The sequence below is a fragment of the Pseudarthrobacter sp. N5 genome, assembly GCF_050157035.1.
Lineage (GTDB): Bacteria > Actinomycetota > Actinomycetes > Actinomycetales > Micrococcaceae > Arthrobacter.
The window spans coordinates 2,334,288-2,353,384 of sequence record NZ_CP189593.1 but is presented as its reverse complement, the minus strand read 5'-3'; the positions used below and the strand labels follow the sequence as shown (position 1 = coordinate 2,353,384).

Annotated in this window: 15 protein-coding genes; 11 read left to right on the top strand and 4 right to left on the bottom strand. The window is 63.6% G+C overall.

All coding sequences use genetic code 11. The annotated features are described in order from the left end of the window. The first annotated feature begins 12 nt into the window (after positions 1–12). From gmk to ACQCST_RS11280, 5 genes are all read left to right on the top strand, one after another. A complete protein-coding gene (gene gmk, locus ACQCST_RS11300; protein WP_426995880.1) occupies positions 13–585 on the top strand; it encodes a guanylate kinase in 573 nt (190 codons plus the stop codon). 39 nt (positions 586–624) lie between these two features. Continuing rightward, positions 625–885 (top strand): DNA-directed RNA polymerase subunit omega, encoded by a 261-nt coding sequence (gene rpoZ, locus ACQCST_RS11295; RefSeq protein ID WP_003800778.1) that lies wholly within the window; start codon positions 625–627, stop codon positions 883–885. A 40-nt stretch (positions 886–925) separates the two neighbouring features. Continuing rightward, positions 926–2,146: a bifunctional phosphopantothenoylcysteine decarboxylase/phosphopantothenate--cysteine ligase CoaBC gene (gene coaBC, locus ACQCST_RS11290; RefSeq protein WP_426995879.1), complete on the top strand. Its 1,221-nt coding sequence runs from the start codon at positions 926–928 to the stop codon at positions 2,144–2,146. A 79-nt stretch (positions 2,147–2,225) separates the two neighbouring features. Then, the gene (gene metK / locus ACQCST_RS11285) at positions 2,226–3,461 is read left to right on the top strand and encodes a methionine adenosyltransferase (protein WP_426995878.1); all 1,236 of its coding nucleotides are present in this window, start codon (positions 2,226–2,228) and stop codon (positions 3,459–3,461) included. Between the two features lie 127 nt (positions 3,462–3,588). Then, entirely contained in the window at positions 3,589–5,757 is a 2,169-nt protein-coding gene (locus tag ACQCST_RS11280; protein ID WP_426995877.1) for a primosomal protein N', read from the top strand. A gap of 5 nt (positions 5,758–5,762) precedes the next feature. Here ACQCST_RS11280 and ACQCST_RS11275 read toward each other — a convergent pair whose 3' ends face one another. Genes ACQCST_RS11275 through ACQCST_RS11260 form a run of 4 tightly spaced genes read right to left on the bottom strand, consistent with a single transcriptional unit; the run spans position 5,763 to position 9,658 of the window. Continuing rightward, complete coding sequence (locus tag ACQCST_RS11275) at positions 5,763–6,839, bottom strand: glycosyltransferase family 4 protein (protein ID WP_426995876.1); 1,077 nt, start codon at positions 6,837–6,839, stop codon at positions 5,763–5,765. Continuing rightward, the gene (locus tag ACQCST_RS11270; protein WP_426995875.1) at positions 6,836–7,765 is read right to left on the bottom strand and encodes an alpha/beta fold hydrolase; all 930 of its coding nucleotides are present in this window, start codon (positions 7,763–7,765) and stop codon (positions 6,836–6,838) included. The genes ACQCST_RS11275 and ACQCST_RS11270 overlap by 4 nt, the downstream gene beginning before the upstream one ends. 11 nt (positions 7,766–7,776) lie before the next feature. Continuing rightward, positions 7,777–8,646: an aldo/keto reductase gene (locus tag ACQCST_RS11265; RefSeq protein WP_426995874.1), complete on the bottom strand. Its 870-nt coding sequence runs from the start codon at positions 8,644–8,646 to the stop codon at positions 7,777–7,779. A 49-nt stretch (positions 8,647–8,695) separates the two neighbouring features. Beyond that, positions 8,696–9,658: a sugar-binding transcriptional regulator gene (locus tag ACQCST_RS11260; protein WP_426995873.1), complete on the bottom strand. Its 963-nt coding sequence runs from the start codon at positions 9,656–9,658 to the stop codon at positions 8,696–8,698. Positions 9,659–9,782: 124 nt separating this feature from the next. Here ACQCST_RS11260 and ACQCST_RS11255 point away from each other — a divergent pair, with 124 nt between their 5' ends. From ACQCST_RS11255 to ACQCST_RS11230, 6 genes are all read left to right on the top strand, one after another. Continuing rightward, the gene (locus ACQCST_RS11255; protein ID WP_426995872.1) at positions 9,783–11,600 is read left to right on the top strand and encodes a glycerol-3-phosphate dehydrogenase/oxidase; all 1,818 of its coding nucleotides are present in this window, start codon (positions 9,783–9,785) and stop codon (positions 11,598–11,600) included. Positions 11,601–11,762: 162 nt separating this feature from the next. After that, positions 11,763–12,512 (top strand): MIP/aquaporin family protein, encoded by a 750-nt coding sequence (locus ACQCST_RS11250; protein WP_426995871.1) that lies wholly within the window; start codon positions 11,763–11,765, stop codon positions 12,510–12,512. Positions 12,513–12,560: 48 nt separating this feature from the next. Then, positions 12,561–14,075: a glycerol kinase GlpK gene (glpK, locus tag ACQCST_RS11245; RefSeq protein ID WP_426995870.1), complete on the top strand. Its 1,515-nt coding sequence runs from the start codon at positions 12,561–12,563 to the stop codon at positions 14,073–14,075. A gap of 314 nt (positions 14,076–14,389) precedes the next feature. Beyond that, on the top strand, positions 14,390–16,921 hold the full coding sequence (gene leuS / locus ACQCST_RS11240) for a leucine--tRNA ligase (protein ID WP_426995869.1): 2,532 nt from the start codon (positions 14,390–14,392) through the stop codon (positions 16,919–16,921). A gap of 58 nt (positions 16,922–16,979) precedes the next feature. Then, on the top strand, positions 16,980–18,074 hold the full coding sequence (locus ACQCST_RS11235) for a DegV family protein (RefSeq protein WP_426995868.1): 1,095 nt from the start codon (positions 16,980–16,982) through the stop codon (positions 18,072–18,074). A 48-nt stretch (positions 18,075–18,122) separates the two neighbouring features. Then, positions 18,123–19,076 carry a helix-hairpin-helix domain-containing protein gene (locus tag ACQCST_RS11230; RefSeq protein ID WP_426995867.1) on the top strand — a complete coding sequence of 318 codons (954 nt, stop codon included), beginning with the start codon at positions 18,123–18,125 and terminating at the stop codon, positions 19,074–19,076. The last annotated feature ends 21 nt before the right edge of the window (positions 19,077–19,097 follow it).

Here is a 19,097-nt window from a genome sequence, read left to right as displayed (position 1 = left end):
CCAAAGGAATATGTGAGCAAGAAACCGGGACTGACAGTCCTCGCAGGCCCTACGGCTGTTGGCAAAGGCACCGTGTCCACCTATATCCGGGACAACTATCCCGGCGTCTGGCTCTCAGTTTCGGCCACCACACGTCCCCCGCGGCCGGGGGAGCAGGACGGCATCCACTACTTTTTCAAATCTCCCCAAGACTTTGATGCACTGATCGAGGCCGGCGAGCTGCTGGAGTGGGCAGTCGTCCATGGCAGGAACCGTTACGGTACCCTCCGGAGCACGGTTGACAAGGCCATTGCGGACGGCCGCTCAGTCTTGCTGGAAATCGATCTGCAGGGCGCACGCCAGGTCAAAAAGGCCGTACCGGACGCCAACTTTGTCTTCCTCTCGCCGCCCAGCTGGGAGGAAATGGTGCGCCGCCTCGTGGGCCGTGGCACGGAAACAGCCGAGGAACAGCAGCAAAGGCTGGAAACCGCTAAACTAGAACTTGCCGCTGAACCGGAGTTCGATCACACCGTCATCAACGATGACGTTCGACGGGCAGCGGACGAGCTTGTTTCACTCATGGGGCTGACCCCGAACCCGCGCTAGCTGCCGGAACATTTCAGCCCGTTAGAATTTGGAGAATTCGTGTCCACGAACCTTGAAGGCATCATCAACCCGCCGATCGATTCGCTGCTTGAGGCAGCCGATTCCAAGTACGGTCTGGTGATCTTCGGTGCCAAGCGTGCACGTCAGATCAACGCTTATTACGCCCAGCTGCACGAGGGTCTGTTCGAGTACGTCGGCCCGCTGGTCGACACCAAGCTGAACGAGAAGTCGCTTTCCATCGCCCTGCGCGAGATAAACGAAGGCAAGCTCGTTTCCACGCCGATCGAAGCTGCAGAGTAACTTCCGCAGAGTAAACAGACTGCCTGTTGACGGAGGTCACGTGCGCATAGTCCTCGGAGTCGGGGGAGGGATAGCTGCCTACAAGGTGGCGTCGCTCCTCCGGCTTTTTACTGAAGCAGGCCACAACGTCACGGTCATCCCCACCGAAGCATCAACCCGCTTTGTTGGCGTGGCAACATGGGAAGCCCTCTCCGGGAATCCGGTGAGCAACAGTGTCTTTGACGATGTCCCGCAGGTGAACCACGTCCGGCTGGGCCACGAGGCAGCGCTGATCGTGGTGGCACCAGCCACTGCCGATCTTCTGGCCAGGGCTGCCACAGGCCAGGCCAACGATCTCCTCACCAACACACTTTTGATGGCCCGTGGCCCGGTACTCTTTGCGCCCGCCATGCACACCGAAATGTGGCAGCATGCCGCCACGCAGGCGAACGTCGAAACCCTGCGCGGCCGTGGTATCACGGTTCTGGAGCCCGCCAGCGGCAGGTTGACGGGTGCTGATTCGGGTCCGGGCCGCCTGCCGGATCCGGACGTGATCTTTGACGCCGCCATGGCACTCACGCAAGGCAGGCTCCCGCTCACGGGGCGGACAGTGACCATCACTGCCGGCGGAACACGGGAACCGCTCGATCCTGTCCGTTTCCTGGGCAACCGTTCCTCCGGCAAGCAAGGGGTTGCCTTGGCAGTCGCTGCACGCAACGCCGGGGCATCCGTGCGTCTGCTTGCCGCGCACATGGACGTGCCCGCACCCCCCGGTGTGGAACTCGTGGAAGTGGAAACGGCGCTGCAGCTCCGGGAAGCTGCACTGACAGCGGCGGCGGATTCCGACGTCGTGATCATGGCCGCGGCGGTGGCCGACTTCCGCCCCGCGGACGTTTCAGACACTAAAATCAAAAAGCGCGACGACACCGCAGATCCCGTTATTACCCTGGTCCGCAATCCGGACATTCTCCAGGAGCTGGTGCAGCTCCGGGACCAGACCGGCGGCCGTCAGCTGATTGTCGGATTCGCAGCGGAAACCGGGGATGCCAACGGCGATGTCCTGCACTATGCGGCGGAAAAACTGACGCGCAAAGGGTGCGACCTCCTGGTGGTCAACCACGTAGGGCGGGACCAGGTCTTCGGCAAGGACCACAACTCGGTAGTCATCCTCGCCCGGGCCAACTCCGAACCACAATCGGCGTCGGGATCCAAGCAGGACGTTGCCGCCGCCATTACAGACCGCATCAGCTTCGAGCTGAGCCACGTTTTGCCACGAGCCTGAACTCCGGTGTCAGGAACGTCTCCTTAGCACGGGGACACATGTCCCCGGACGTCCGCAACCCAACCAGTAAGGTAGTTGAGTGACTTTACCGCTGCACATTCCCGCGTCCCACGCCACCACGCCCTCCGCACTCCGGCTCTTTACCTCCGAGTCGGTAACTGAAGGCCATCCGGACAAGATCTGCGACCAGATCAGCGATGCGATTCTGGATGCCTTGCTCGCCAAGGACCCCGAGTCCCGCGTCGCCGTCGAAACCATGGCCACCACCGGCCTGGTCCACGTGGCCGGGGAGGTCACCACGGACGCCTACGTCGAGATCCCGCAGATTGTCCGCGAGACTATTCTCGGCATCGGCTACGACTCCTCGGCCAACGGATTTGACGGCGCACGCTGCGGAGTGTCAGTGTCCATCGGCCAGCAGTCCAATGACATCGCCGGGGGAGTCTTCAACTCACTCGAAGCCCGTGAGGGCCGGCAGGAGGACGACTATGATCTCCAGGGTGCCGGCGACCAGGGCATAATGTTCGGCTATGCCAGCGACGAAACACCCTCGTACATGCCTACGCCGATCTGGCTGGCCCATCGCTTGTCCGAGCGGCTGACGGAAGTACGCAAGAACGGCGAGCTCTCCTACCTGCGCCCCGACGGCAAAACTCAGGTCACCATCGGGTATGACGGCGACCGCCCGGTTTCCGTGGAGACCGTTGTGATCTCGAGCCAGCATGCGGAAGGCACAAGCTTGGACCGGCTGCGTGCCGATCTGGCGAGCTTTGTCATCGACCCCGTGCTGGCAGCCGCGAATCTGGACATCTCCCGCGCAGCCAACATTCTTAACCCTGCAGGTGAATTTGTGATCGGCGGACCAGTGGGCGACGCCGGCCTGACCGGTCGCAAGATCATCGTGGACACCTATGGCGGCATGGCGCGCCACGGCGGCGGTGCGTTCTCCGGCAAAGACCCGTCAAAAGTTGACCGCTCCGCAGCTTACGCCATGCGCTGGGTTGCCAAGAACGTGGTAGCTGCCGGGCTCGCGAAGCGTGCTGAGATCCAGATTGCCTATGCGATCGGCCAAGCCAGGCCAGTGGGTACCTATGTTGAGACGTTCGGAACCGAAACGGTGGATCCGGCTCAGATCAGTGCCGCGATCGCGCAGCTTTTTGATCTGCGCCCCCGGGCCATCATCGACGCCCTTGATCTCAAGCGCCCCATCTACGCCAAGACGGCGGCGCACGGCCACTTCGGCCGCGACGATCCGGACTTTACATGGGAACGGCTGGACCGGGTAGAGGACCTCAAGGCGTACTTCAACGCCTGAGGTCCTGCCCGGACACCGTACGGGCCTGCAAAAGCGTGAATGTCAGACGCCTGTGTTTGGCTAGGCATGGCAGTCTCAGTTGAGCTGGCTTATATCCATCCCGGGATGCTGAACGGAGGTAACTGCAGTGGCCGCCGAAGAGCCCGTCCAGCTTTCCTTGCTGCAGGGCTTTCCGTCGCGGCCGAATGCCCCTGCGGGGCCTCCGCTGGCAACCACGCGGCCCGTGGCCAGAGTGCTCATTGAATCGCCGTTGCCGCATCTGGACCGCCCTTTCGACTACAGCGTGCCCGCAGCTCTTGACGATTCTGCACAGCCCGGTGTGCGGGTTAAGGTCACTTTCAACGGTCAGGACCTCAGCGGGTACATCCTGGAGCGGGTTGAAGAATCCGACGCCGGCCAGTCCTTGATCCCGCTTCATAAGGTTATATCTCCGGTCCCCGTTCTTGCCCCGGCCATTCGTGATCTCGCAGCCAGTGTGGCTGCACGCTATTCCGGTACGAGCAGTGATGTGCTGCGGGTGGCCATTCCGCCGCGCGTTGCCAAGCTGGAGAAGGAATTGTTCTCAGCCGGAACAGTGGATCTGCCTCTTGGCGAACGTCCTGGGGAAACCGTCGACGCCACGGCGGACGCCACTCCCGGCAGCATTCCACTCGGCAGGGGAACGGGTGGCGGTTGGCCACGCTATCGCAACGGTAGTGCATTCCTCCAGCATCTGAGCACCGGCGGGTCACCACGGGCCGTCCTCGGTGCGCTCCAGGGCTTCGGGGAAACCGGCTGGCCCCGGCTGATTGCCGACGCCGTGGCAGCCGTGCGCGCGTCCGGCCGCGGCGCAGTGGTTGTGGTCCCTGACTATCGGGATCTGGACCGGGCGGAGGCCGCACTCGCTGAAGTTCTGCCGGCGGGGGACATCGCCCGGCTGACGGCTGACGACGGTCCCACGCCGCGTTACCGGAGTTTCCTCCGGATCCTGAACGGCGCGGCCCGCGTGGCAATCGGGACCCGCTCGGCCGCCTACGCACCCGTTCAGGACCTCGGACTAGTGGTGTGCTGGGACGATGGCGACGATCTCCACATCGAACAGCGCTCACCGTATGCCCACACCCGTGAGGTGCTGCTGCTGCGCGCCGAGCAGGAGGGCGCAGCATGCTTGCTGGCCGGCCACACCCGAAGCACCGAGGCCCAGCGGCTGGTCGAATCCGGGTGGGCAATACCTGTCGCAGCGGCTCGGGACGAAGTGCGTCGTACCGCCCCCCGAGTGCTGAACACGGCAGACAGCTTCGAGCAGGAGCGCGATCCTCTGGCCCGGATTGCCCGTCTCCCCGGCGCCGCCTGGCGGGCAGCCAAGGAAGGACTGGAACGGGGACCCGTGCTGGTGCAGGTGGCGCGCGCCGGATATGCACCTTCTCTCGTGTGTGATGTCTGCCGGGAACCCGCCCGGTGTACCTCGTGCCAGGGTCCCCTCGCGGTAGCCGGTGCCAGCGGCAGCTCAGCGGTTCCGCAATGCCGGTGGTGTTCAACATCCGCACCGGAGTGGCGCTGCGGTCATTGCAACAACACCAGGCTGCGGCGTGGCGCCACCGGTGTGCTGCGCACGGCCGAAGAACTCGGCCGTGCGTTTCCGGGTAAGTCTGTTGTTACGTCCTCCGGCGATCATGTCAAGGCCACCGTGCCGGACAGCAAGGCCCTCGTAGTGGCAACCGTGGGAGCGGAGCCGGTGGCTCCCGGAGGATACGCTGCCGCGCTTCTGCTCGACGGCGATTCCCTCCTTCGCCGCGAAAACCTGCGGGCGGGGGAAGACACAGTGAGACGCTGGTTTAACGCTGCGGCGCTTGTCCGCCCAGCGTCGGAGGGCGGACTTGTGGTGATCACTGCCGACGACACCGCAGCCGTCGGCGCCCTGCTGCGCTGGGATCCGGCCGGGTATGCCCAACGTGAACTATCACTCCGGCAGGAGCTGCAACTGCCGCCGGCGGTACGGATCGCGTCCGTGACGGGCGGAAGGGCCGCCGTCGGGCAGTTCACCGCGGGGGTGGCGCAGCGCCTGGCTGAAGAAGACGTGGAACTCCGTACGGCCGGGCCGGCACCGCTCCTCTTGACAGGGCCCGGCCAGTCCGCGGGCATTGGTCACGGGAACGGCCGGCCGGAAGGATCAGAGGACGTCCGCACCCTGATGTTTATTCCCTATGCACAGGCAGCAGGGGTGACCAGGGCACTGCGGGCGGCCAAGGCAGCCAGCGCTGCCAAACGTAGCGAAGGTCCGGTGCAGCTGAGACTCGACGGCGTGGATGTCCTCTGAGCCTGCTAGCGGGCGCGCAGGGCCATCACTTCTGCGGCAACCGCCACGAGTTGCCGTGCTGACTCGTCCCAGCTGAAGACGCCGGCGCGCTGCACGGAGAGTCGCGAGGTTTCCTCCCAGTGACCTGCCTCGGCAAGGCGCGTGACTGCCGCGGCGAATGCCGGGGCAGACCCCGGATCCACGTAGGACACCACGTCGCCGCCCACTTCGCGGAAGATCGGGATGTCGCTGGCAATCACGGGTGTGCCGAGGGCCATGGCCTCCACGAGGGGGAGCCCATACCCCTCAGCTTTGGATAGACTGACCAAAGCGGTGGTGCGCTTGAGTAACTCCGTGTATTCACCGTCAGTCACGCCATTGTGGAAAACCACGTGGGTGCCGGGTGGAACCATGACCTCCAACTCGGCACGCCGCTGCGGAGTGATCCGGCTCAGGAGGTGCAGCGTAAATTCCGGCAGCCCGGACATGCCTTGCAGCAGGGTCTCAACGTTCTTGTACGGCATAAAGGAACCCATATAGAGGATTGTCTTGTCGGCACCGGCGGCAGGATCCCGGGGGTCCTGTGCAGGCTGCGGTGCATTCCCGACAATCCGGACGGCACGTTGTGTCAGCCGGTATTTTGACATCAGCGCCTCCGTCGTCCGGCTGATGGTGGCCACGATGTCAGCGCGGTTGAGAAGGAGCCGTTGCGGCCAGAACGCCTTGTGGTAAAGGCGCCAGAGAAGCCGCACCGGCGCCGGGAGGAACCCCGGTGGCGCCGGGTGCTCGTAGTAGATGAGGTCGTGGAGGGTCAGAACAAGGCCGTACTTCCGGCCCCAGGTCCCCATGGTCTGCATGGGACACACCACAACGTCCGCGCCGAGGGGGTTCACTTTCCGTGCCACGAACAGCTCGGTGGGGGACAGAGGGCTGTTGATCAGTGTGTAGGGCACCTCGGGCAGCAGCGCCAGCTGGCGGGTGTCACTGATCAGCATGGATACATCAGCGATTTTGGCCGTGGCCGCTATCAGGCTGGCACCGTAACGGCTGATTCCGTCGTGGTGGTCGGTCCTGGTGAAGCGGGCGTCGATGACTATTTTCACGCGGGGTGGTCCTTCAGGAAGCGTCGGATGAACCCGGCGGCCGGCCCGGGGGTTTCGTAGTGGATCAGGTGCCCCACGCCTGGAATCACTTCCAGGGTCGCGTCCGGCAGGAGCGCAGCCAGCCGGTGCTGGTCAGGGAGGGTGGCGATCTCATCCTTTTCCCCCGCTACCAGCAGGACGGGAAGGGTAAGCTGGGCCGCTACTTCGGCCACGTTTCCGCTGACGGAAGCCCTGAAGGATTCCAGCAGACTTTCCCTGTTGGCAAAGGCGCTGAAGTAGGCATGGTGCTGTCCGTGGATGAACCGGAGCAACTGCTCGTCCTTCGTTTTGGCCATGGTCACGCTCATGATCCGGACAATCAACGGGCTCCGCAGCAGAGCGAGGCCGATACGCCGGGGGAGTCTGGCGGACAGCTGGTAGTAAAGCACGGCAAGCCTGGTCATGATGCCCTTGGGGCCCTCCAATGCCGGCGCCGCAATGGGGTTAATCAGAATGAGCGGGCTGACGGCCAGCGGATGGGCTGCTACGAAATGTGAGGCGACAATGGACCCGAAAGAGTGGCCCAGCAGGACCGTGTCCGGACCTAACCTCAGTGCCAGCATGAAATCGCTGATGAACTCCACATAATGTTCAACGCTGTGCACCCCGGAGCTGAACGCTTCCGAGCTGCCGAAGCCTGGCAGGTCCGGCATGATGATCCACATCCCGGGAAGCTGATCGGCGATCCGCAGCAGGCCGTGGTGATCGCCCCGGAAACCATGGACCACCAGGATGGTGCGGGTCTCGGCTGTCACATGGACGGGTTCGTAGCTCCAGTACGCAACGTTTCCGCCGTCGAGGTCAATGTCCGAGGCTTTTGTCCTTGCGGGCAGCTGCGCACTGAAAAAGGACGGTTCAGGCGACTGGTTGGTGTCTGCTATCGGCATGCTTGCGGGCCTCAGCCGTCGGTGGTGGCGCGTGAGCCGGTGCTCTGGCCTCGGTCAATAGCCGCCACGCGCGCCATGTCGGAGGCGTCCAGCGCGAAACCGAAGATATCCAGGTTCTCCCGGATCCGTCCGGACGAACTGGCTTTGGGAATCACGATGTTGCCGAGTTGAACCTGCCATCTAAGAACGATCTGGGCAGCACTGCGGCCGTGCTCCCCGGCAAGCGCAAGGACTTCCGGGTCGGTGAGGACCTGCCCCCGTCCCAGCGGACTCCACGATTCCGTGAGAATGCCCAGCCTGCTGTGAAGTTCGCGCAGCTCGTTCTGCTGCAGCCAGGGCTGGAGTTCGATCTGGTTTACGGCAGGGATCACTTCGGCTTTTTCCAGGAGCCTGTCCAAATGCTCCTGCTGGAAGTTGGAGACGCCGATGGCGCGGACCCTGCCTTCACGGTAGAGAGTCTCAAGCGCCCGGTAGCTTTCCTGATACAGTCCCTGTTCCGGACAGGGCCAGTGAATCAGGTAGAGGTCCAGGTATTCTAGACCCAGATTCACCATTGAGGCGTCGAATGCGCGCAACGTGGCGTCGTAGCCGTGGTCATCGTTCCAGACCTTGGTGGTGATAAAAAGGTCTTCGCGCGAGACCGCAGGGGAAGCCTCACCTGACCCGCCGCCGCTTCCCTCGAAGCCGGACAATGCACCGATTCCCTTGCCCACTCCGGTTTCATTGCCGTAAAGAGCTGCCGTGTCGAAGTGGCGGTAGCCGGCTTCCAGAGCCATGGTTACCAGGCCGGCGGCATCGGTGGACGGTACTTTGTACAGTCCGAAGCCAAGCTGGTCGATCAGCACTCCGTTGTTGAGGCTGAGGCGGGGCGGGGTTTTCATAGCCATGACTCTACCGACTCGCGGCGCTGCGCTGTTAAGGGCAGGCCGGTCAGGGCAGGCCGTCGAGGCTGACCAGCCGGCGGGCGGTGGCCTCGTCAAGGATCAGGTCCGTTGCAAGCCCCGCCGTGAGCGCGCCGCGCAGACCGTTGATTTTGGAGGCACCGGACACCACGCAGATGCGCCGCCGCACCTGGCGCAGCTGGGAAAATGCCGGGCCGGTGGAGCGTTCGTTCAGCGTGATGCCGTGGGAGGAACCGTCGGCACGGAAGAATACTGTTGCCACGTCCCCCACAACGTCCGAGTTGGCCAGGACGTCGAGGTCGTTTTCATCGAGATAGCCGCCGGCATAAACGTGGCTGGGGTAGTCGGCATCGACGGATCCGACGCCGAAAATGGCGATGCTCATGCGTGACTGCAGTTCGAGGATCCGTTGCACACTGCGTTCATTCCACATGGCGGTTTTTGTGGCCGCATGGTCAAAGAACGCGGGAACGGGGAACTGCTCAACCCTGGCACCGTACGCAATGCCGAATCGCCGCATGATGTCACTGGCGTAGGTGATGCCCGTTGTCTGCATGTTTCCGGCGCCGTTGAGCTGGACGATCACGCTGTCATGGGTGATCTTCCGGGTGAGATGCCGGCTGACAGCACTGAGGGTGGAGCCCCAGGCCACGCCGATGATGGCGTTGGAATCCACCAACGGGCCAATGGTCCGCGCGGCTTGCATAGCCACGCGGTCAAGTGTTTCGGCCTCATTGAGCGTGTCCAGGACCGGGACAACGTGCACATCCACTTTGTACGCGCTGCGGATCATGCCTTCCAGCTCGGGCCCGGTGTCCATAGGGTTACGGATCTGGATCTGGACCAGGCCCGAATCCCGCGCTGAAGAAAGCAGCCGCGAAACAGTAGACCGCGAGGTCCTTAGTTCCCTGGCTATCGCGTCCATGGTCAGGTCCTGGAGGTAATACAGCTGTGCGGCCCTGAGGGCCTCGGCGTGGCGCGAGCGTGGCATCCGGATTCCGTTCTGCACGTTTGTGCATATAGCTTGACTACATTTTCCATTACTTCAAAGAATAGTGGAGAACGGCGCCGCGTCTTGTGGCGCGCCGCACAGGACCAAACCCAAGGGAGCTGTTTTGGGACTCAAGGATTCATCCGGTCATCCGGCCACATTCAGCGGGCATGCATCAACACAGCGCACATCAGTGGAGGGCTTGCGTCAGCGGCCCCGTGCACAGGTGCTGATCATCGGTGGCGGAATCAACGGAGTGGGGACCTTCCGCGATCTGGCCCTACAGGGTGTGGACGTTGCCCTCGTTGAGCGCGGTGACTACTGCCAGGGTGCCAGTGGCGCGTCATCGCACATGATCCACGGCGGTATCCGCTACCTGGAAAACGGCGAGTTCCGGCTGGTCCAGGAATCCGTGGTGGAGCGCAATCGGCTCCTGCGGATTGCGCCCCACTACGTCAAGCCGCTCCAAACCACCATTCCCATCTTCAGCACATTCTCCGGAGTTCTCTCCGCGCCGCTGCGGTTTCTGACTCACAAACAGCACGGCAAGCCCCGGGAGCGCGGTGCATTTCTCATCAAGCTCGGGCTGAGCATGTACGATTCGTTCTCCCGCGACGGCGGCAATGTGCCACGTCACCAGTTTCGCGGACGCAAGCGGGCCCTGGCCGAACTGCCCATGCTCAACCCGGGCATCAAGTACGCGGCAACCTACTTCGACGCCTCAGTCCACAACCCGGAGCGCCTCACACTGGATGTGCTTCAGGACGGCGAGAAGGCGGGCGCGGCGGACGGTACAGGAAGCGCCCGGGCCAGCAACTACCTTTCACTTGTTTCCTCGGGGGGTGCTTCTGCACCCAGTGCTGAAAAGGGCACTACGGTGCAGCTTCGCGATGAACTGACAGGCGGGGTCTTTGACTTCACAGCGGACGTCATCGTCAACACCACAGGAGCGTGGGTGGATCTGACCAACCAGGCCATGGGTGCCGCGTCATCCTTTATGGGCGGCACCAAGGGCTCGCATATTGTGCTTGACCACCCGGCGCTCCTTGAGGCCTGCAACGGTCGCGAAATCTTCTTTGAGCACACGGACGGGCGGATTGTCCTGATCTACCCGATGGGAGACCGCGTCCTGGTGGGCACCACGGACGTGGACGCCGACATGGCCCAGGATGCTGTCTGCACCGAGGCAGAGATCGACTACTTCTTTGACCTGATCGGCAACGTCTTCCCCGATATCAAGGTGGACCGCGGGCAGATCGTGTACACCTTCGCCGGCGTCCGCCCCTTACCGAAGCACGATGACACACAGCCCGGATTCGTTTCCCGGGACTACCGGATCGAGCGCCTCGCCCCGGAAACGGGAGCGGCGGCAGCCGGCGGAAGCGCCGCCGTCGTGCTCAGCCTTGTGGGCGGCAAATGGACCACGTTCCGGGCACTGGCCGAACACATGACGAACGACGTCCTCGCTGAGCTGGGACTGGAACGTAAGGTCTCGACGGCGAAACTCGCCATCGGCGGCGGGGCCGGCTTCCCGGACAGTGACGCCGGTATCCAGAAGTGGATCAAGGCACACATGTCCACGGGCCGGGATGCCGCACGTGCATCCGTACTCCTGACCCGGTACGGGACCCGTGCCGAGGACGTCATCAGCTACCTCGATGGCGGTCCGGACCGGCTGTTGCACTCGACGCGTGAACTCAGCGTGCGCGAGCTGGAATTCATGGCCGAGAGCGAACAGATCGGACACCTTATCGATGTCCTGATCCGGCGGACGTCACTGGCATTCCGTGGGCTTGTCACGGGAGAGCTGCTGAACGAAATTGCCCAGGTGCTGGCCGGCCCGCTCGGCTGGAATGCAGCGGCCCGCGCTGCGGAAATCCGCCATGCACAGGAGGTGCTCCTGAGCCACCACGGCGTCGAGATCCACAGCTTGGTCGCCTAAAATCTTGCACGCCCGGGCAGGGGAAGTCCGGGCACAAGGGACGGGCGGTCCGCACAACTTTGCGGACCGGCCCGGCCGACGGCCGGAAGCGAACAGACACTTCCGGCTCAACGGTCCTTCAAACTCGCGAAGGACTGACAACAGAAAATAGAGGAGTCAAAGATGTCTCTTGGAATTGTTTTTCTTTCCGAAGTATTCGGAACCGGGATGCTGACCCTGCTGGGTTGCGGCGTGGTGGCCAACGTCGCCCTCAAGGGCACAAAAGGCAACAACGGCGGATTCCTGATGGTCACCTGGGGGTGGGGCATTGCCGTCTTCGCCGGTGTCTTCGTAGCCGCCAAGTCAGGTGCCCACCTCAACCCGGCCGTCACACTTGGCCTGCTAGTGAACGGCAAGCACGAATATGCCCCGGGTGTGCCGGTCGACATCGCATCCACACTGACGTACTTCGGTGCGGAACTGCTGGGCGCATTCCTCGGTGCGATCTTGTGCTGGGCGGCCTACAAGCAGCACTTCGATGCAGAGCCCGAGGCCGCCAGTAAACTTGCTACCTTCTCCACCGGCCCGGCTATCCGCTCCACACCCTGGAATCTGGCCACGGAAATCATCGGCACCTTTGTGCTCGTTTTCGTTATCCTCACCTTCGGCGGCACTCCGTCCGGCCTGGGCCCCCTGGCCGTGGGCCTCCTGGTTGTGGGCATCGGCGTGTCGCTGGGCGGTCCCACCGGCTATGCCATCAACCCTGCCCGTGACCTGGGGCCGCGCATCGCCCACGCCCTCCTGCCTATCAAGGGCAAGGGTTCCAGCGACTGGAGCTACTCCTGGATACCGGTTGTGGGTCCGCTGGTTGGTGGAACTCTTGCGGGCCTCATCGCCAAGGTCCTGCCGATCGTCTTCACGGCCGCCGCATAGATTTCCCGCAACAAGCCACCACTGCTGCAAACAGACAAGGACGTCATCATGAACCAATACGTAATCGCCATCGATCAGGGAACCACCAGCTCCCGTGCCATCGTCTTCGACCACAGTGGAAACATCGTTTCCCAGGGCCAGATGGAGCATGAGCAGATCTTCCCCAAAGCCGGCTGGGTTGAGCACGATCCTGCCGAGATCTGGAACAACACGCGTGAGGTCATCGCCTCGGCTCTGTCCAAGGCGAACCTGACCCGGCACGACATCGCCGCCGTCGGTATTACCAACCAGCGTGAAACCGCTGTGGTGTGGGACAAGACCACCGGCGAGGCCGTGTACAACGCGATCGTCTGGCAGGACACCCGAACTCAGGACATCGTGGATGAGCTCGCCAAGGACGGCGGGCCCGAGCGCTTCAAGCAGAAAGTGGGACTGCCGCTCGCCACGTACTTCTCCGGGACCAAGATCAAGTGGATCCTGGACAACGTGGACGGCGCCCGCGCCAAAGCTGAGGCAGGGGACCTGGTGTTCGGCAACACCGATTCCTGGGTGCTCTGGAACCTGACCGGCGGAACCGACGGGGGCGTCCACGTCACCGATGTCACCAACGCCTCACGCACGCTGTTTATGGACCTGGAAACCCTGCAGTGGGATGAGGAAATCCTGGGCATCTTCGGAGTTCCGGTCAGCATGATGCCAGCCATCAAGTCCTCCTCCGAGGTCTACGGCACGGTCCACACCTCGCAGCTGCTCCGGGAAGTGCCCGTGGCAGGCATTCTGGGCGACCAGCAGGCGGCAACCTTCGGCCAGGCGGCGTTCCAGGCCGGTGAGGCAAAGAACACCTACGGCACAGGCTGCTTCCTGATCTTCAACACCGGTGAGGAGATCATCCACTCCAAGAACGGACTTCTTACTACCGTTGGCTACAAGCTCGGGGACGCGGCGCCGCACTATGCGCTGGAAGGCTCCATCGCCGTCACCGGTTCACTCATTCAGTGGCTGCGCGACAATCTGGGCATGATCAGCAGCGCTCCCGAGGTAGAGACGCTCGCTGCCTCCGTGGAGAACAATGGCGGCGTGTACATCGTCCCGGCGTTCTCCGGGCTGTTTGCTCCCTATTGGCGCTCCGATGCCCGCGGCGCCATTGTGGGGCTCACGCGCTTTGTTAACAAGAACCACATTGCGCGTGCCGCGCTGGAATCAACCGCATTCCAGACCCGTGAGGTGCTTGACGCCGTCAATGCCGACTCGGGCGTTCCGCTCACGGAACTGAAGGTCGACGGCGGCATGGTCGCCAATGATGCGCTGATGCAGTTCCAGGCAGACATACTGGGTGTCCCGGTGATCCGTCCCAAGGTCGTGGAAACCACCGCCCTGGGTGCCGCTTATGCGGCAGGACTGGCCGTGGGCTTCTGGAAAGACCTCGGCGAGCTTTCGGCCAACTGGTCCGAGGACAAGCGCTGGGTACCCAAGATGGAGGCCGCGGAACAGGAACGCCAGATGCGGCTCTGGAAGAAGGCTGTCACGAAGTCCATGGACTGGGTCGACGAGGACGTGAAGTAGTCGCAAGATGTCCCTTTAAGGAAGGGGCCGCCTCACCTCAATCGAGGGAGGCGGCCCTGCCCCGCCCGCTTCGCGGTGCCCACCACACCCGGGCGAGGGGCCGCCGCCCTCGAAACGCCGCCTGTCACCCCTGTGCGCTAAAGTAGTTGTATGCGTGCGATCCTTCTGCTTAGCTAGCCGCCCGGAGAACGTCGATATTTGAGCATCGATAACCGAGCGGCCGCCCCTCTTCGCCGAGGGGCTTTTGTGTGTCCGGGACCTTCCGGGGCCCGCAGCAGACGGCAAACGTTATGACAGAACAGAAGAGGGCAGCAGTGAGCGTTCAGCCGGAGACAGATACCGGAACAGCACAGTCAGCTATCGCAGCGGAGGCACCTGAGGAGGGTGTCTACAGCTTCGCGTCGATGGAGGCCAAGTGGCCGCAGGTCTGGGAAGACCTCAAGGTCTTCACGCCCGTTGACGACGGCTCCCGCGAGCGTCGCTACGTGCTGGACATGTTCCCGTACCCCTCCGGGGACCTGCACATGGGTCACGCCGAAGCGTTCGCCATGGGGGACGTTGTGGCGCGTTACCTGCGCCAGAAGGGCTTTGACGTCCTGCACCCGATCGGATGGGATTCCTTCGGCCTGCCGGCAGAGAACGCCGCGATCAAGCGCAACGCCCACCCGAGCGAGTGGACCTACGCCAACATCGAGACGCAAGCTGCGTCCTTCAAGCGGTACGCCATCTCGGCCGACTGGTCCCGTCGCCTGCACACTTCAGATCCCGGATACTACCGCTGGACGCAGTGGCTGTTCAAACGGTTCTATGAGCGGGGCCTGGCCTACCGCAAGGACCACCCGGTTAACTGGTGCCCCAAGGACCAGACTGTCCTGGCCAACGAACAGGTGGTTAATGGTGCCTGCGAACGTTGCGGCACCCCGGTGACCAAAAAGTCTCTGAACCAGTGGTATTTCAAGATCACCGACTACGCTGACCGGCTGCTGGATGACATGGAGCAGCTGCGGGGCCACTGGCCAGAGCGCGTGCTTGCCATGCAGAAGAACTGGATCGGACGCTCCGAAGGCGCTCACGTCACCTTCGCCATCGAGGCCCACGCCGGGATGGCTGCCAAGGACGTCAGCGTCTTCACCACCCGCCCCGACACCCTGTATGGTGCAACGTTTTTCGTCGTGGCCGCCGATGCTCCGCTGGCGCTGGAACTTGTGACAGACCAACACGCCCAGGCACTGGATGACTACCTGGACAAGGTCAAGGCCCTGACCGAGATCGAACGCCAGTCCACCGAACGTGAAAAGACGGGCGTGTTCACGGGCCGCTACGCCATCAATCCGCTCAACGGAGAAAAGCTGCCCGTCTGGGCCGCCGACTACGTCCTGGCCGACTACGGCACGGGCGCCATCATGGCAGTACCCGCGCATGACCAGCGCGACCTCGACTTCGCCAAGGCCTTTGGCTTGCCGGTGCGGGCAGTTCTGGATACCGGGGAAGAAGATCCGGCAGTTTCCGGAATCGCGACGGCGGGGGAGGGAACTCTCATCAATTCCGGCGAGCTGAACGGACTGCCCAAGTCAGAGGGGGTTCCGGCGGCCATCAGGATCCTGGAAAAACTGGGAACCGGCCAGAAGTTCGTGAACTTCCGGCTGCGCGACTGGCTGCTCAGCCGCCAGCGCTTCTGGGGTACGCCCATCCCCATCATCCACTGCGCCGAATGCGGCGAGGTTCCTGTTCCCGATGAGCAACTGCCCGTGACCCTGCCGGCCGACCTGCGCGGAGAGGATCTTGCCCCGAAGGGCACCTCCCCGCTGGCCGCGGCCGAAGTCTGGGTCAACGTAGAGTGCCCCACGTGCCACGGCCCGGCCAAGCGTGACACGGACACCATGGACACCTTCGTGGACTCGTCCTGGTACTTCCTGCGCTTCGTCTCCCCGGACTACACCGAGGGCCCGTTCGATCCCGCAAAGATCAACGACTGGATGCCTGTGGGCCAGTACGTCGGTGGTGTGGAGCACGCCATCCTGCACCTGCTCTACGCCCGCTTCTTCACCAAAGTCATCAACGATCTTGGGCTGATTGAAGCCAGCGAGCCCTTCAGTGCGCTGCTGAACCAGGGTCAGGTCCTCAACGGCGGCAAGGCCATGAGCAAGTCCTTGGGCAATGGCGTCGACCTCGGCGAACAGCTGGACAAGTTCGGCGTCGACGCCGTGCGCCTGACGATGATCTTCGCTTCCCCGCCCGAGGACGACGTCGACTGGGCGGACGTTTCGCCGTCGGGCTCGGCCAAGTTCCTGGCACGTGCCTGGCGGTTGGGGCAGGACGTGGCGAGCGAACCTGGCGTTGACTTCACCGCCGGCGACCGCGCCCTGCGCACGGTCACACACAGAACCATTGCGGACGCCGCTGAGCTGCTGGATCACAACAAGTTCAACGTCGTTGTCGCAAAACTGATGGAGCTGGTCAACGCCACACGCAAGGTCATTGACACTGGTGCGGGCGGCGCCGATCCGGCGGTCCGGGAAGCCACCGAAGCAGTGTCGGTGATCCTGAGCCTGTTCGCCCCGTACACCGCCGAGGATCTGTGGAGCGTGCTGGGGCACCCGGCCTCGGTGGCCAACGCGGGCTGGCCCGCCCATGACGAATCTCTGCTGGTGCAGGACACCGTCACCGCCGTTGTGCAGGTGCAGGGAAAGGTCCGTGACCGTCTGGACGTGTCACCTGATGTTTCCGAAGCTGAACTCCGCGAGCTGGCGTTGGCTTCTGAAAACGTCCAGCGTGCCCTGGACGGCCGCAGCATACGCACAGTAATTGTGCGGGCGCCTAAACTGGTCAACATCGTCCCGGCATAATCGGGATCCGTCCGCCGGTCTGCATCCGGCGCACGGCCACAACGGCAGGAGGTGCGCAGTGCCTGACGGCGAGTCGGTTGGCTGGACATGGCTGAAGGACCGCCTCGTCCGCCTCCGCCCGAAGACCGCGCAGGGGCCTGTCCCGGCCGCGCGCGAGCCTGGCGTCGTTGTGCGCACTGCGGTCGTGACTGATTCCGCAGCAGCTCTGCCGGCTGAGTGGGTGACCGCCTTTTCAGGCGACGGCCGGCTCACTGTGGTTCCCATGCCGGTGATGGTGGGCGAGGAGATCTACGGCGAGGGCGAAGACAACATCGTCGAAACCATAGCTGTGGCCCTGGCGACCGGCAGATCTGTGAAGACTTCGCGGCCGTCGCCGGGGCAATTTGAGCAGGCGTTTCTTGCGGCCGAACGGCTCGGATTCGAGGCGGTGGTGTCCATTCATATTTCCGGCGAGCTGTCCGGCACAGCGGACTCCGCCAGGCTTGCGGCGGGCCGGGTGGGCATCCCGGTGGAAGTGCTCGATTCCAGGACCGTTGGGATGGCGCTGGGCATGGGTGTCCAAAGCGCGGTGGTTGCTGCCGCCGATGGCCGAGGCGCCGCGGAGGTCCGAGTATTTGCCGAGGAACGGCTAGCGCGGACCAAGGTCTACTTCTACGTGCCAAGCCTTGAACAGCTACGGCGTGGCGGACGGATCGGCGCTGCCGCTTCCTTTCTGGGAACCATGTTCTCCATTAAGCCCATTCTGGCGGTCGACGACGGCAAGATCGTCCCGCTGGAAAGAGTCCGCTCGGCGTCGAAAGCGATGGCGCGGCTAGAAGAGATTGTTGCGGCGGATGTTGGCTCCCGGCCAGCAGGGGCGGCCCGCCTGGCCGTTCATCATTTCGGCAACAAGGACGAGGCGGAACAGCTTTCCGCCCGGCTGGCAGCCGCGCTTGCCGATGCTCCGCCCATCCCGATCAGCTCATTGCCCGCGGTCCTCGCTGCGCACGCCGGCCTGGGCGTCCTGGCTGTCATTGTGGGCGAAAGCATGGCCGCTGTGGAGGGGGCTGTGACTCTGCCCCCTCCGGCGCCCGCCGACTCTCACGCCTCACACGAGCCAGAGAAACGCCAAAGGGGCCAGCCTGTGCGTCTTCCGCCCACGCTATCCACATAGCAGAACCTGGCGCTGCGTAAGGCGAACCAGGCCAGCTACGGTGGGCAGATGCCACGCCGGGATACTGCAGCCTCCGCCGGGCATCCGGCGCGCCGGGCGCAATCCCGGTTGCGGGCCAGCCTCGGCCATCCGGCAGCAGGCTTGCTGGACGCAGGTGAAGGTCAGCCGGAATTCACCTACGGCCGCAGCGGCGCTCATGCCCGCGTAGCCGGACAGGATTCCCATAAGCCCGCGGATTTGCCTGCCGGTACCGCTCTGGACGCTTCTCACGGCGGTGGAAACACCCCTGCCGCAGCCACCACGGCCGGCGCAGGACTCAGATGGAGGCTGGGACTCCGGGCAGCGGTCCTGATGGGTATTGTGTCACTGCTGCTTGGCTGCTGGTTCTGGTGGCAGGTATCAACCGCCCACACCGAAGTCATCCCGCTGAGCGGCGTGACCGCCACGGACGGCGGCAGCACCGGGGAGGCCGCAGACGGACAGCCACCACCGGCGGGGGCCGGTCCGCAGGACTCCGGGGGCCCGGATCATCCCGAATCGCCTGCGACAAGAATCGTGGTCCATGTGGCCGGTGCCGTGAGCCATCCCGGAGTGGTGGAATTGCCGCAGGGCAGCAGAATCCACACCGCCATCGAGGCGGCGGGCGGGCACAACGCCTCCGCCGACCTTGACCGGCTGAATCTGGCCGCGATTCTCAAGGACGGCCAGAAAATCTATGTGCCCCAGCCGGGCGAGGTCCTGCCAGAGGACGCCGTGGGCGGGCCCGCGGGCGGGGGGAGTGGCACTGATGCCGGCGCGCCTGCCGCCGGGTCGCTGATAAATCTCAACACCGCCGGCCTTGAGGAACTCGGGACGCTGCCCAGAGTCGGGCCGGTCCTGGCACAGAGGATTCTTGACTGGCGAAAAGATCACGGCCCCTTCAAGGCTGTTGAGGAACTCGATGCGGTAGACGGCGTTGGCCCCAAGATGCTGGAAACCCTGATTCCGCTGGTGAGAATCTGAGATGATATCCACCCAGGACAA